The 13,889-nt window shown below is 72.9% G+C and carries 14 protein-coding genes; 7 read left to right on the top strand and 7 right to left on the bottom strand.

The window, feature by feature from the left end:
- Positions 1-223 precede the first annotated feature (223 nt).
- The gene (locus tag ACFV9M_RS22450; protein WP_385068335.1) at positions 224-382 is read left to right on the top strand and encodes a hypothetical protein; all 159 of its coding nucleotides are present in this window, start codon (positions 224-226) and stop codon (positions 380-382) included.
- A 12-nt stretch (positions 383-394) separates the two neighbouring features.
- Here the strand turns inward: ACFV9M_RS22450 and ACFV9M_RS22445 are convergent, their stop codons facing one another.
- The 3 genes from ACFV9M_RS22445 to ACFV9M_RS22435 form a co-directional block, all read right to left on the bottom strand.
- The gene (locus ACFV9M_RS22445) at positions 395-631 is read right to left on the bottom strand and encodes a hypothetical protein (protein ID WP_385068337.1); all 237 of its coding nucleotides are present in this window, start codon (positions 629-631) and stop codon (positions 395-397) included.
- Positions 632-754: 123 nt separating this feature from the next.
- Positions 755-1,627 carry a hypothetical protein gene (locus ACFV9M_RS22440; protein WP_385068338.1) on the bottom strand — a complete coding sequence of 291 codons (873 nt, stop codon included), beginning with the start codon at positions 1,625-1,627 and terminating at the stop codon, positions 755-757.
- The gene (locus ACFV9M_RS22435; protein WP_385068340.1) at positions 1,624-2,193 is read right to left on the bottom strand and encodes a SigE family RNA polymerase sigma factor; all 570 of its coding nucleotides are present in this window, start codon (positions 2,191-2,193) and stop codon (positions 1,624-1,626) included. Before ACFV9M_RS22435 ends, ACFV9M_RS22440 begins: the two co-directional genes overlap by 4 nt.
- A 280-nt stretch (positions 2,194-2,473) precedes the next feature.
- Between ACFV9M_RS22435 and ACFV9M_RS22430 the strand changes: the two genes are divergently transcribed.
- Positions 2,474-3,928, top strand: a complete 1,455-nt coding sequence (locus tag ACFV9M_RS22430) for an NCS2 family permease (protein ID WP_385068341.1) — start codon at positions 2,474-2,476, stop codon at positions 3,926-3,928.
- 84 nt (positions 3,929-4,012) lie between these two features.
- Here the strand turns inward: ACFV9M_RS22430 and ACFV9M_RS22425 are convergent, their stop codons facing one another.
- From ACFV9M_RS22425 to ACFV9M_RS22415, 3 genes are all read right to left on the bottom strand, one after another.
- Positions 4,013-5,464 carry a peptidoglycan D,D-transpeptidase FtsI family protein gene (locus ACFV9M_RS22425; RefSeq protein WP_385068342.1) on the bottom strand — a complete coding sequence of 484 codons (1,452 nt, stop codon included), beginning with the start codon at positions 5,462-5,464 and terminating at the stop codon, positions 4,013-4,015.
- A gap of 104 nt (positions 5,465-5,568) precedes the next feature.
- Complete coding sequence (locus ACFV9M_RS22420) at positions 5,569-6,033, bottom strand: GNAT family N-acetyltransferase (protein ID WP_385068344.1); 465 nt, start codon at positions 6,031-6,033, stop codon at positions 5,569-5,571.
- Between the two features lie 3 nt (positions 6,034-6,036).
- On the bottom strand, positions 6,037-6,810 hold the full coding sequence (locus ACFV9M_RS22415) for an IclR family transcriptional regulator (RefSeq protein ID WP_385068346.1): 774 nt from the start codon (positions 6,808-6,810) through the stop codon (positions 6,037-6,039).
- A gap of 111 nt (positions 6,811-6,921) precedes the next feature.
- Here ACFV9M_RS22415 and ACFV9M_RS22410 point away from each other — a divergent pair, with 111 nt between their 5' ends.
- Both ACFV9M_RS22410 and ACFV9M_RS22405 read left to right on the top strand, forming a co-directional pair.
- Entirely contained in the window at positions 6,922-8,451 is a 1,530-nt protein-coding gene (locus ACFV9M_RS22410; RefSeq protein ID WP_385068347.1) for an aldehyde dehydrogenase (NADP(+)), read from the top strand.
- Between the two features lie 233 nt (positions 8,452-8,684).
- Positions 8,685-9,293, top strand: a complete 609-nt coding sequence (locus ACFV9M_RS22405; protein WP_385068349.1) for a DUF1349 domain-containing protein — start codon at positions 8,685-8,687, stop codon at positions 9,291-9,293.
- Here ACFV9M_RS22405 and ACFV9M_RS22400 read toward each other — a convergent pair.
- Positions 9,232-10,635, bottom strand: coding sequence for an MFS transporter (locus tag ACFV9M_RS22400; protein ID WP_385068350.1), 1,404 nt, complete (start codon positions 10,633-10,635; stop codon positions 9,232-9,234). The two genes, ACFV9M_RS22405 and ACFV9M_RS22400, sit on opposite strands and share 62 nt — an antisense overlap.
- 70 nt (positions 10,636-10,705) lie before the next feature.
- Between ACFV9M_RS22400 and ACFV9M_RS22395 the strand changes: the two genes are divergently transcribed.
- The 3 genes from ACFV9M_RS22395 (at position 10,706) to ACFV9M_RS22385 (ending at position 13,872) form a co-directional block, all read left to right on the top strand.
- A complete protein-coding gene (locus ACFV9M_RS22395) occupies positions 10,706-11,710 on the top strand; it encodes a GlxA family transcriptional regulator (RefSeq protein ID WP_385068352.1) in 1,005 nt (334 codons plus the stop codon).
- Between the two features lie 77 nt (positions 11,711-11,787).
- Positions 11,788-12,504: a DsbA family oxidoreductase gene (locus ACFV9M_RS22390; protein WP_385068353.1), complete on the top strand. Its 717-nt coding sequence runs from the start codon at positions 11,788-11,790 to the stop codon at positions 12,502-12,504.
- 102 nt (positions 12,505-12,606) lie between these two features.
- On the top strand, positions 12,607-13,872 hold the full coding sequence (locus tag ACFV9M_RS22385; RefSeq protein WP_385068354.1) for an aminotransferase class V-fold PLP-dependent enzyme: 1,266 nt from the start codon (positions 12,607-12,609) through the stop codon (positions 13,870-13,872).
- Positions 13,873-13,889 lie beyond the last annotated feature (17 nt).

Genomic DNA, 13,889 nt, shown 5'->3' with positions numbered 1-13,889 from the left:
ACTTGCCCCTTTTTGCCCCCCGCCCCCGCCCCGCGCCCCGGGGGGGGGGGGGGGGGGGGGGGCGCCCCGGGGCGGGGCCGCCCCCCCGCCCCCGCCCCCCCACCCCTGTCCCTCCAGGCAAGACGCCGCCGGGCACGGCCGGACCGCGGACGGCATCGCGGTCACGTTCGGCTCGGGAAGCGGCAACCGGATCACCGGCGCCCGTCTCCACGACAACGCCACGGTGTCCGCGGCCAACAGCTGGGACAGCGGCGTGAGCACCCCGTCGTTCCGGTCGACGGACGCGACGACGGCGTACGGCCCGCGCGCGTCCGACGGCTCGCTGCCCTCGACGACGTTCCTGACCACCGGATCGACGGCGATCGGCGCCTCCATGGACTGAGGCCCGGCCGGATCAGTCGTAGGTGAGGTCGGACGACGTGAAGTTGCAGGTCGTTCCGGAGGGGCCGGTGCCGATCTCGGTCGGCTCGGCACCGGTGTCGTTGCCCGTGAAGCGGACGCAGGTCTTGATCTTCGTCGTGGTGACGAGCGCCGCGCCGGAGAGCGCGAGGGCGGTGGAGCCGGCGATCAGCGTCCGCCGCCGGGTGACCTTGCGGCGGTGCCGGGCGCGCGGTCGGGCTGGTGCGGTCATGTGCCAATTCCTCAAGTGTGGTGACTCCTGTGCCGTGTGGTCGCCACCGGTGGGGAAAAGGGTTGCCGCGGTCTCCGGGTTTTCTTCCCGGTTCTCGTTCCGGCTCTCGTCCCGGTCCTCTTCCTACGAGTCGCCCTCGTCGTCGTCGTGGACGGCGAAGTCCCCGCCGAGGGAGCGTTCCTCGCCGTCGGCCTCGCCCGCGATCACATAGCTGTCGTCCTTGGCGTCGCGGCCCCCGCGGTCGTGGTCGTACTGCCCGGCGAACACCCACTCGCCCACGGCGATCGTGCGGCCTTCCTTGAGCACCCAGGTGTAGACCAGGAAGCCGTCCTGCTCGGTGACGGTGAGGGTGAAGTCGTCCTCCGGCAGCGAGCGCCAGGCGCCGGTCGAGGTGACCCCGCCGGTCTGAGCGATCCTCAACTGCACGGTGAGCGCGGTGATCTCCTTCTTCGCCCGCACCGTGACGTTGCTCTGGGCCCAGAAGTCGTTGCTGTGGGGGTCGATGGAGCCGTCGGACCACAGCGGACCGTCGTCGTCGTCATCGTTGGGCGGCAGCAGGGTGACGGCGGGCGGCGCCGAGGGCGTCGGCTCCGCGGTCCTCGGCGGGGAGCTGCTCGGCTCGTCCGGTTCCCCGTCCGTGCCGCCGGAGCCGGGCGTCGCCGTGGGGGAGGCCGGCGGGCGGCTCGTGGCGTCCGGGGACTCCACCGGCGGCGGCGAGACGGCCACCGTCTGCGGGCGCGGGGGGTCGTCCTTCACCGCGGACGCCACCGCGTAGCCGCCGACCGCGAGCATGCCCGCGACCGCGGCCGTCGCGCCGGCGATACGTGCCCAGCCCCACAGCGGCGGCCGGCTCGCCCGGTGGCCGGCGGTCCGGTCCTGCCCCGCCATGCCGCGCTCGATCCGGGCCAGGATGCGCGCGCGGTCGGGCTCGTGCGCCTCGGCCGCCTCGTGCAGCCGGGCGCGCAGCTCGTCGTGCACGTCCTGCCGCATCGTCATCGGTTCCTTCCTCCGGCCTCACCGGTGCGCGCCGCCATCACGGCGTGCACCTTCCGCGGAGCTCCTTGAGCGCCGAGCAGTCTTTGCAACTCGGCCATTCCCTTCGAGGTCTGGCTCTTCACCGTACCCACCGAGACCCCCAGGGCGAGGGCGGTGTCCTTCTCCGAGAGGTCGAAGGCGTGCCGCAGCACCACGCAGGCCCGTTTGCGGAAGGGGAGTCTACGCAGCGCCGACTGCACGTCCACCACGCCCGCGACGTCGGGGTTCTCCGCCCTCTCCTCGCGGTGCGACCAGAAGAGGGAGATCCTGCGGCGCTCGCGGACGGCGCTGCGGATACGGGTGCGGGCCAGGTTGGCGACGACGCCCCGCGCGTACGCCACCGGGTGGTCGGCCGCGCGCACCCGGTCCCAGCGGTGCCACAGCGCCAGCAGCGCGTCCGCCGCCAGATCGTCGGCCGCGTCCGCCTCGCCGGTCAACAGGTGGGCGAGACGGGACAGTTCGGCGTAGTGGCGTTCGAAGAAGGCATGGAACTCCACGGAGGCTGCGTCGTCGACGACTGTGCCCACGGGTGACCTCTTCTCGGTGACTTCCGGCACCCGGCGGGGCGCCTGCCGTGCGTGTCATGTGAATGACAGGGGGATGTCCCGAGAGGGTGCCGGGACGAGAGCCGGAAGCGTAGCAGCGGTCTCTGTCGGTTCTTGATCGGGGGTTCGAACACCGTATGACGGTCCGAACGTTGTCCCACCCCGATTCCGTAACACGGCGAAAACCCGCGGCGGGTTCGACGCGGGAACAATCCAGCCAGCATCCGCACACCGATCCACCAGGTCACGAGGAGGGCCCGTCATGTCCGACGTGCAGAAGACGGCCGACCGGTCAACTGTCCCGCCCCCGGCGGTGAACAGCGTCGACCGGTTCTTCAGAATCTCCGCACGGGGATCGACGTTCGGCCGGGAGATACGCGGCGGCCTCGCCACGTTCTTCACGATGGCCTACATCCTCGTCCTGAATCCCATCATCCTGGGAAGCGCGAAGGACAAGTTCGGGCACTCCCTCGACGTCGTCCAACTCACCACCGCCACCGCCCTGGTGGCCGCCGTGATGACGATCGTCATGGGGGTCGGCGGCAATCTGCCGCTCGCGCTCGCCGCCGGCCTCGGACTGAACGCGGTGGTCGCCTTCCAGATCGCCCCGCTGATGAGCTGGGACGACGCGATGGGCCTGATCGTGCTGGAAGGCCTGCTGATCTGCGTCCTGGTGGTGACCGGTCTGCGCGAGGCCGTCATGCACGCCGTCCCGCAGCAGCTGAAGCACGCGATCAGCGTCGGCATCGGCCTGTTCATCGCCTTCATCGGCTTCGTCGACGCCGGCTTCGTCAGCCGCGTCCCGGACGCCGCGAACACCACGGTCCCGGTCCAGCTCGGCGGCGCCGGCACCCTCTCCGGCTGGCCGATCGTGGTCTTCTGCCTCGGCGTGCTGCTGACCGTCGCGCTGCTCGCCCGCAAGGTCAGGGGCGCCATCCTGATCAGCATCGTGGCCATGACGGCGCTGGCGATCGTCATCGACTCGATCGCCGACATCGAGTCCTGGGGCCTGACCACCCCGTCCTGGCCCGACGAGATCGCCGCCGCCCCCGACTTCGGGCTGATCGGTCACTTCAGCCTGTTCGGCGCGTTCGCCGAGACCACCGCCGTCACCGTCGTCCTGCTGGTGTTCACCCTGATCCTGTCGGACTTCTTCGACACCATGGGCACGGTGGTCGGCATCAGCGCGGAGGCGAACCTGCTCGACGAGGACGGCAAGGTGCCCCACCTCGGCCGTGTCCTGCTCATCGACGGCGCGGCGGCGGTCGCGGGCGGCGCGGCCTCGTCCTCCTCCGCGACCTCCTACATCGAGTCGGCCGCCGGCGTCGGCGAGGGCGCCCGCACCGGCTTCTCCAACCTGGTCACCGGCGGCCTCTTCGCCCTCGCCCTGTTCCTCACCCCGCTGCTCACCATCGTCCCGCTCCAGGCGGCCGCGCCCGCGCTGGTCGCGGTCGGCTTCCTGATGATGACCCAGGTCAAGAACATCGACTGGGACAGGTACGAGATCGCCGTCCCCGCGTTCCTGACGATCGCCGTGATGCCGTTCACCTACTCCATCACCAACGGGATCGGCGCGGGCTTCCTCGCCTACGTGGTGATCAAGACGGTGCTGGGCCGGGCGAAGGAGGTCCACTGGCTGCTGTGGGGGGCCTCGGCCCTGTTCGCGGTGTACTTCGCGATCGACCCGGTCGAGCAACTGCTCGGCGTCGGGCGGTGACTCCGGCGACGGGCGCCCCCTGAGGGGCGCGGGGAACTGCGCGACCGGCCACGATGGACCCGCACGCCGATCGCGCAGCCCGCCTCAACCGCTCAGCGCCGCCTCCATCATCGCCCTGGCGACGGGGGCGGCCAGTCCGTTGCCGCTCACCTCCGACCGCGCCGCGTCCGACTGCTCCACGACCACCGCCACGGCGACCTGCTCGCCGTCGGCCTCGCCGTACGAGGTGAACCAGGCGTACGGCGTCTTGCTGTTGTTCTCGCCGTGCTGGGCGGTGCCGGTCTTGCCGCCGACGGTGACGCCGTCGATCAGCGCGTTCGTCCCCGTGCCCTTCTCGACGACCGTCTGCATCGCCGACCGCAGCTGCTCGGCCGTGTCGGAACCGACGATCCGCGTGGCGGAGGCTTCCTCGTCGTAGTTCTCCAGCACGTCGCCGCCGCCGTCGGTGATCTGCGCGACCATGTGCGGCGCGACCAGCTTGCCGCCGTTGGCAATGGCGGCGGACACCATGGCCATCTGGAGCGGGGTCGCGGTCACGTCGTACTGGCCGATACCGGTCAGGGCGGTCGACGACTCGTCCATGTCCGACGGGTACACGCTCGGGTACGCCCGCACCGGCACGTCCTGCGTCTCGTCGTTGAAGCCGAACTTCTCGGCCATCGCCTTCACCGTGTCCTGCCCGAGCTCGACCGCCATGTGGGCGAAGACGTTGTTGCACGAGTACTGGAGGGCGACCCGGATGGAGGCGTCCTCGCAGGGCGCGGACGTGTTCTCGTTCTTCAGGACCGTCGTCGTGCCCGGCAGCGTGTAGGGGTCCGGGCTGTCCGTCTTCTCGTCCACCGACGTGTACAGCCCGTCCTCCAGCGCGGCTGCCGCGACCACCAGCTTGAACGTCGAGCCCGGCGGCAGCGGCTGGCGCAGCGCCCGGTTGGTGAGCGGCTTGTCCTCGTCCGCGGTGAGCTTCTTCCAGGCCGTGCCGGCGGAGTTGGCGTCGGTGAGCGACGACGGGTCGTACGACGGCGTCGACACGACCGCGAGGATCCTGCCCGTCGACGGGTCGATCGCGACCGCCGCGCCCTTGGTGTCGCCGAGCGCGTCGTAGGCCGCCTCCTGCACGTCCGGGTCGATCGTGGTGACCACGTTGCCCGGGTCGGCCCGGCGGCCGGTGACCGTGTCCATCGCGGTCGTCAGCCGGCTGTCCGTGCCGTTGAGCAGGTCGGCGTAGATGCCCTCCAACTGCGTCGGTGCGTAGCTCTGCGAGGCGTAGCCGGTGACCGCCGCGTACAGCTCGCCGTCGGTGTACGTGCGTCTGTACTCCAGGTCGCTGTCCGTCGTGGCCGCCGAGCCGGTGACCGCCTTGCCGGCCACGATGATGTTCCCGAGCGGCTCCGCGTACGTCTGGATCGCGCCCCGCCGGTTGTCGTTGTCGTCCGCGAGCGCCTGGCCCTCGTAGAACTGCACCCAGGTCGCCCGGATCAGCAGGGCGAACACCAGCAGCAGCGCGAAGACGGAGGCGCGCCTGATCGTTTTGTTCATGGCGTCCGGAAGACGAACGGGCGGAGGGGAAACGTTCCCATCCGCCCGGTTTTCTCATCGTCCGTTCATCTGGCGCCCGTCAGGGCCGCGGCAGCGGTCCGGCCTCACTCCAGCAGCAGCACGACCTCGTCGATCTCCGCACCGCGCGCGGGGGCGTACCCCCTGGCCCGCGTCGTCGCCCGGAACCCGCACTTCTCCAGCACGCGCAGCGAGCCGGCGTTGTCCGCCGCCGCCCGCGCGTACAGCGGCCGCTCCGTCACCTCGGCCAGCAGCCCGCGCAGCGCGGCCGTCGCCACGCCCCGCCCCCAGTGGGCGCGGTCCACCCAGTACGTGACCTCGCGCTCGCCGGGCTCCCCGTACACCGCCGCGTTCCCGATCACGTCCCCGTCGGCCAGGACCGTGCGGACCACGGCGGTGGACCGCAGGCGCTCCCAGCGCGCCTCGAAGGCGGCCCGGTCGGCCGGGTCCTTCGGGGTGAACGCGGCCATGCGGAGGGCCTCGGGATCGTTGAGCTGCCGGAAGAAGACCGGCAGGTCGCTGTCGTGGACCTCGCGGAGCACCACCCGCACCGTTCAGAGCCTCCGGGTCGCCAGGGTCAGCCGGTCGCGCGCGTCGAACAGCGCGTCCTTCACCATCTGCTCGTGCGCGGGGGTCAGCCGGGCCACCGGCACCGAGCAGCTGATCGCGTCCCGCGCTGGGGTGCGGTACGGGATCGCCACGCCGAAGCAGCGCAGGCCCAGCGTGTTCTCCTCGCGGTCCACGGCGAAGCCCTGCTCGCGGATCTGGTGCAGCTCCTCGATGAGCTTCTCCCGGTCCGTGATGGTGTGCTCGGTGAGCGCCGGGAGCGTCTCGGGGAGGATCTTGCGGACCTGTTCGTCGGTGTGCGTGCTCAGCAGCGCCTTGCCGAGGGAGGTCGAGTGGGCCGGGAGGCGGCGGCCGACCCGGGTGAAGGGCCGCAGGTAGTGCTGGGACTGGCGGGTGGCGAGGTAGACGACGTTGGTGCCGTCCAGGCGGGCCAGGTGGATGGTCTCGGTGGTGTCGTCCGAGAGCCGGTCCAGCGTCGGCCGGGCCGCCGCGACCACCTCGTCGCCGTCGATGTAGGAGGTGCCCACCAGCAGGGCCCGCACACCGATGCCGTAACGGGTGCCCGTGGCGTCGGTCTCCACCCAGCCCAGCTCCACGAGCGTGCGCAGCAGCATGTACAGACTCGACTTGGGGTAGCCGACGGCCTCCTGGACCGCCGCGAGGGAGTGCATGCCGGGGCGGCCCGCGAAGTATTCCAGCAGTTCAACCGTCCGTACCGCGGACTTGACCTGCGCCCCGCCCCCCGTCTCGCCAGCCGACATCGCCCTTGACCCCTTCCATCGACGGAAATAGTCTCCAACAGCATATTCACCATCAGAGACGGCGTTCAGTATATCGAACGCCTATGAGACAGAGCGCGTGGAGGACCCGCGGTGGCAGCAGCACCAGTCTGGAGTGTCGATCCCCGAACCGGGAAGCAGCGGGAACAGGTCGCGGTGGAGGCGTCGGCCCAGGAGGTCGACTCCGTAGTCCGCGCCGCCCACGCCACCCGTGAGGCGCTCGCCGACCGCACGGTCCGCGCGGCCTTCCTGCGCACCGCCGCCGACCGGCTCGAGGCGGCCAAGGACCACCTGGTCGAGGTGGCCGACGCCGAGACCGCGCTCGGCCCGGTACGCCTCGGCGGCGAGCTCGCCCGCACCTGCTACCAGCTGCGCGCGTTCGCCGGCATCGTCGACGAGGGCGCCTTCCTCGACATCGTCATCAACCACCCCGACGACACGGCCACCCCGCCCGTCCCGGACCTGCGCCGCTACAAGGTGCCGCTGGGCGTCGTCGCCGTCTACTCGGCCTCCAACTTCCCCTTCGCCTTCTCCGTCGCCGGCGGCGACACCGCGAGCGCGCTGGCCGCGGGCTGCCCGGTCGTCGTCAAGTCCCACCCCGACCACCCGGCCCTGTCCGAGCTGGTCGCCCAGGTGCTGCGGGACGCCGCCGCCGAACACGGCATCGACCCGGCCGTCGTCGGTCTCGTGCACGGCTTCGAGGCGGGCGTCGAGCTCATCCGCCACCCGCTGGTCGCCGCCGCCGGCTTCACCGGTTCCATCCGGGGCGGACGCGCGCTGTTCGACGCGGCGGCGGCGCGGCCGGTGCCGATCCCGTTCCACGGCGAGCTGGGCTCCCTGAACCCCGTCGTCGTGACCGAGGCGGCCGCCGCCGAGCGCGCCGAGGCGATCGGCACCGGCCTCGCCGGGTCGATGACGCTGGGCGTCGGACAGTTCTGCGTGAAGCCGGGCCTGGTGCTGGTGCCGTCCGGCGCGGCCGGCGACGGGCTGGTCAAGTCGCTGACGGAGGCGGTCGGCGACACGGACGCCGGTGTGCTGCTCGACCACCGGATGCGGGACAACTTCATCGCGGGGGTCGCCGAGCGCACCGAGCTGCCCGACGTGGAGTCCCCGGTGACGCCGGGCGCCGGCGGGGAGCACACCGTCAGCGCCGGGTTCCTGACCGTCCCCGCGGCCCGGCTGGCCGAGGAGGGCGAGTACGACCTGCTCCTGGAGGAGTGCTTCGGGCCGGTCACCGTCGTGGCCCGCTACGACTCCGACGGCGAGGTCAAGGCGGTCCTGTCGCGGCTGCCCGGCAACCTCACGGCGACGGTCCAGCTGTCCGAGGGCGAGGCGGCGGGCGAGGGCCGCGGCACCGAGATCCTCGCCGAGCTCACCCCGCTCGCGGGACGCGTGCTGGTCAACGGCTGGCCCACGGGCGTCGCCGTCGCCCCGGCCCAGCACCACGGGGGGCCGTACCCGGCCACGACGTCCACGTCGACCTCCGTGGGCGGCACGGCCATCGAGCGCTGGCTGCGGCCGGTCGCCTACCAGAACGCCCCCGAGGCGCTGCTGCCGCCCGAGCTGCGCGACGACAACCCGCTCGGTCTGCCCCGGCGCTTCAACAACCGGCTCGAGCGCTGACACACCTGGGGCCTGCCGTTCGGATCACGCCGCAGACGCGGGGTTCGGCACGCACATCCGCGGCGTTGCCGGCGGTTGCCGATGCTCCGCATCGGCGCCCTTCTCCGCCTTGCAGCTGCACGCGCCGAACCCCGCTCACCGGCGCTCACAGGGCACTGTGGGGTTCCCTGCGACCTGATCCGAACGACAGGCCCCGCCGGCACGCGGAGAGAGGGAACCGGGACACTCTGAGGATGGACGTCGAACTCCCCGAACTCCCCTTCCCCCTGCGCACCTACGGTCCTGACGGGCACTGGTCCTACGAGGACGGAGTCCTCACCGGTTGGGCCGGTCCCCGGCAGGACCGGTTCGTGCCGCCCACCGCGGAGGCACTGGACCCCGCCTCCGACGCGCCCCGGCTGCTCGGGGCGCCCGAAGGGGACTTCCAGCTCGTCGCACGGGTCACCGTCGGGTTCAACGGGGCCTTCGACGCGGGCGTGCTCTACGTCCACGTCGGCGAACGGGCCTGGGCCAAGCTCTGCCTGGAGTACTCCCCGGACGTGCCCACCGTCTGCACGGTGGTCACCCGGGGGCACTCCGACGACGCCAACTCCTTCACGGTGGACGGCAGCGCCGTCTGGCTGCGGGTCAGCCGGACCGGACGGGCCCTCGCCTTCCACGCCTCCCGGGACGGCGAACGCTGGACCTTCGTCCGGCTGTTCACCCTGGGCGACGAGAAGGAGACGGGCGCGGCCCTGGTCGGCTTCATGACGCAGTCACCGATGGGGGAGGGCTGCGTGGTCACCTACGACCACCTGGAGTTCCGGCCCACCTGGCCGGACGACCTGCGCGACGGGAGCTGAGCGCGGCGGTCACCGCGAGCAGGGCCGCGCCGAGGGCGAGCCCCGCTCGCATGCCCGCAGTGAATCCGTGGGACACGAGGGTGCCGAAGAGCGCGATGCCCAGGCCTCCGGCGACCTGACGGGCCGCGTTCAGGACGCCCGCCGCGAGGCCGGCCCGCTCGGCCGGTACGGCCTCCATCATCGCGGCCGTCAGCGGAGGCACGGTCAGTGCGCAGCCCAGGGCCATCGGAACGAGCAGCACGGCCACGAGGGCGGCAGGGGTGCCGGCGTCGACGACGAGCAGCACGAGCAGTCCCGCGGCGGCCAGACTCTGGCCCGCCAGCATCGTCGGGCGCGTACCGTGCCGGGCCGACAGCCTGCCCGCGACCACGTTCGTCACACCGATCAGACCCGCCATCGGCAGGAACACCAGGCCGGCGGAGAGCGCCGAGAGGCCCTGGACCTGCTGGAAGAAGAGGGAGAACACGAACACCCCGCCGTAGAAGGCCACGCTCACCGCCGCACCCGCGGCGACGGCCGCCGAGACCGTCCGGTCGCGGAACAGGCTCAGGGGGACCACCGGGTGCGGGTGGCGCGCCTCGACCCGGACGAAGGCGGCCGCCGACACGATCGCCACGACGAGCGCCGCGAGACCCGTGCCGCCGCCTTCGATCACCGCGAACGTCAGGGCCGTCAGCGCGACGACCGCGGTGAGCTGGCCGGGCAGGTCCACCGGCGCCGGGCGGCGTGCGGAGCGGGGCGTGCGGAGCAGGAGCACCAGGGCCGCCGCGCCCAGGGGCAGGTTGACGAAGAAGATGCCGCGCCAGCCCCAGGCCGTCGTCAGCGCGCCGCCCGCCACCGGCCCCAGCGCCACGGCCGCCGACCCGCCGGCCGCCCACAGGGCCACCGCCCGGGCCCGCCGGGCGGGCTCGGTGTACGCCTGCCGGACCAGGGCCAGGGAGGCCGGCAGGACGACGGCCGCCGCGACGCCCTGCGCCACGCGGGCGCCGATCAGCGCCGGGAGCCCGGGCGCCAGGCCGCAGGCCGCCGAAGCGAGCGTGAAGACCGTGACGCCGAGAGCGTAGGCACGGCTCGCGCCCGCCCGGTCCGCGAAGGCGCCCGTGGACAGCATCAGGGCCGCGAAGGCGAGCGTGTAGGCGTCCACCACCCATTGCAGTCCGGTCATCCCGCCGCCGAGCGCCGAGCCGATGGCCGGCAGCGCCACGTTCACGACGGACGCGTCGAGGGTGATCAGTGCGAAGCCGAGGAGAGCGGCGGTGAGTGTGAGAGCAGGAGACGTGACCGCCAACGTGTCGTGGTGACCGGCGAGTTGGCGATCGGTGGGGAACTGGTCGGTTGCCATGTCCCCATCGTGCGAACCTTCGGCCGCGTACAGTAGTGGCCCGAATGCCATACGTCCGGAGGTTCTGGCCATGGCCGCAGGGCACGTTCCGCACCGCATCGCCGTCGTCGCGCCCTCGCCGGTGTCGATGTTCAACCTCGCCATCCCCGAGCTGCTCTTCGGCAAGGCAGAGGTGGACGGAGCGGCCGGGTACGAGGTGACCGTCTGCACCCCGGACCCCGGGCCGATCGCCACCACCGGAGGCCTGGGGCTGCACGTCGGGCACGGGCTCGACGCCGTCGAGGCGGCGGACACCGTGCTCGTGGCCGGCACCGGTGAGCGGTACGCGCCCGACCCGCGCACCGTCTCCGCCGTTCGCACGGCCGCCGGGCAGGGCAGGCGGATCGCCTCCATCTGCAGCGGGGCCTTCGTGCTCGCCGAGGCCGGACTGCTGGACGGGCGCAGCGCCACCACGTACTGGGAGCTGGCGGCGGAGCTGCGCGACCGCTACCCGGCGCTCGACCTCCGGGGCGACGTCCTCTACGTGCAGGACGGGCAGGTCCTCACCTCCTCCGGGTACGCCGCCGGCATCGACCTGTGCCTGCACATGATCCGCACCGACTACGGGGCGGCGGCCGCCAACCGGGTCGCCCGCCTCGCCCTCGTCGCGCCCGTCCGGCCCGGCGGGCAGACCCAGTTCACCCAGACCCCGCTGCCGCCCGAGCGGGGCACGGCGTGCGCCGACACCCGGGGCTGGGCCATGCGCCACCTCGACCAGCCGCTCACCCTCACCGACCTGGCCCGGCACGCGGGCACGTCCGTGCGCACCCTCACCCGCCGCTTCCACGCCGAGAGCGGGGTGAGCCCGCTGCAGTGGCTGCTCCACCAGCGTGTCGAACGCGCCAGGGAACTGCTGGAGACCACCTCACTGCCCATGGACCAGGTGGCCCGTGCCTGCGGGCTCGGCACCGCGGACTCGCTCCGCACCCACCTGGTCCGCCGCACGGGCCTCACCCCGAGCGCCTACCGGGCGCAGTTCAGCCGGGTCGGATCCGGATCGGCGCGGGTCCCCCCGGGAATGGGACGAGCTGTTTGAACGTTCATGCGTCCCGGCGGAGCGAGCCGCCGTGCGGAGGGCGTCTCCGTACCCGTACGACCTGGAGAGAGCCGGACATGCGCGTCGAGATCTGGAGCGACATCGCCTGCCCCTGGTGCTACGTGGGCAAGGCCCGCTTCGAGAAGGCGCTCGCGGCCTTCCCGCACCGCGACGAGGTCGAGGTGGTGCACCGCTCCTTCGAACTGGACCCCGGCCGCGCCAAGGACGACGTCCAGCCGGTGCTCACCATGCTCACCCGGAAGTACGGCATGAGCGAGGCGCGGGCGCAGGCCGGTGAGGAGAACCTCGGAGCCCAGGCCGCCGCCGAGGGCCTTACGTACCGCACCCGGGGCCGCGACCACGGCAACACCTTCGACCTGCACCGCCTCCTGCACTTCGCCAAGGAGCGGGGCCGCCAGGACGAGCTGCTCCAGCTCCTGTACCGGGCGAACTTCGCCGAGGAGCGGTCCCTGTTCACCGAGGGCGACGAGCGGCTGGTCGAGCTCGCCGTCGAGGCCGGGCTCGACGCCGGCGCCGCCCGCGCGGTGCTCGCCGACCCGGCCGCGTACGCCGACGACGTCCGCGCCGACGAGCGGGAGGCCGCCCGGCTCGGGGCGAACGGCGTGCCGTTCTTCGTCCTGGACCGCGCCTACGGCGTGTCCGGCGCCCAGCCCGCCGAGGTCTTCGCGCAGGCGCTGGCCCGGGCCTGGGACGCGCGCTCGCCGCTGGCGCACGTCGGCGCGGACGACGCCGGGGCCTGTGGTCCGGACGGGTGCGCGGTGCCGCGGCCCTGAGGGGGGACGGCGCAGGCAGCGCCCGTCTCATAAGCGTTCCTTGGAGGTAAGCCGTAGGAATACGCGATGGACTGCGACTTCCGCGGGCCGCAGAGTGGAGCCATGGAGACCACGGAGAGCGCGGAGAGCACGGGACCTACCGAGAGCACGGGAACCACCGAGAGCACGGGAACCACCGACAGCACGGGAACCACCGACAGCACGGGAACCACCGACAGCACGGGAACCACCGACAGCACGGGAACCACCGAGAGCACGCAGACCGCGCGGGGCCGGCGGAGCAGGCGGAGCGGCCCGGGGACGGGGCGGAGCCCGCAGGCCTTCGATGCCCTCGTCCGCGCCGAGTTCGCCCCGAAGAGCACCTACCTCAACACCGCGAGCAACGCCCTGCTCCCGGCCCGTACGGTCGCCGCCCTGCACGAGGCGGCGGTGCTGCGGGCCGAGGGCAGGCCGCTGACCCCGCTGTACGAGGACGTGGAGGCCTGCCGGGCCGCGTACGCCCGGCTCGCCGGCGTCCCCGTCAGCCGGGTGGCGGTCGGCTCCTCGGTCGCCGCGCACACCGGGGTCATCGCCGCCTCGCTGCCCGCGGGCGCCGAGGTGCTCACCGCCGAGGACGACTTCACCTCCGTGCTGAACCCGTTCCACGTCCGCGGCGACCTCAAGGTCCGTACCGTGCCGCTGGAGCGGATCGCGGAGTCCGTCCGTCCCGGCACCGCGCTCGTCGCGGTCAGCGCCGCCCAGTCCGCGGACGGCCGGATCGCCGGCCTGTCCGCGCTGCGGGAGGCGGCCCGGGCGCACGGCGCCCGCACCTACGTCGACCACTCCCAGTCCGCCGGCTGGCTGCCGATGGACGACGCCGCCGCCGACGACTTCACCGCCGCCGTCTCCTTCAAGTGGCTGCTCGGCCCGCACGGCGCGGCCTTCCTCGTGGTCCCGGAGGACCTCGGCGGGCTGACGCCGCTGCTCGCCGGCTGGGTCGCGGGCGAGTCGCCGTGGGACAGCTGCTACGGCCCCGTGGCCGAACTCGCCCGCTCCGCCCGGCGGTTCGACCTCAGCCACGCCCTGTTCACGTTCGCGGGACTGCGCCGCTCCCTGGACCTCGTGGAGGAACTCGGCGTGGCCGCCGTCCACGACCACGACGTCGCCCTCGCCGACCGGTTCCGGGCCGGGCTCGCGGACCTCGGCCACGAGCCCGTGCCCGCCCCCGGCTCGGCGATCGTCTCGGTGCCCGGCCTCGGCGTCCGGCAGCGGGAGCTGAGCCGGGCGGGCATCGAGGTCTCCGACCGCGCGGGCAACCTGCGCGCGTCCTTCCACCTGTACAACACGGCCCAGGACGTGGACCGCCTGCTCGACGCGCTGTCGGGCTGAGCCCGCGGCGCGCCGGG

Source organism: Streptomyces sp. NPDC059895 (assembly GCF_042731035.1).
GTDB lineage: Bacteria > Actinomycetota > Actinomycetes > Streptomycetales > Streptomycetaceae > Streptomyces.
The sequence above is the reverse complement of the archived record's forward strand: the minus strand, read 5'-3'. Positions and strand labels throughout refer to the sequence as shown.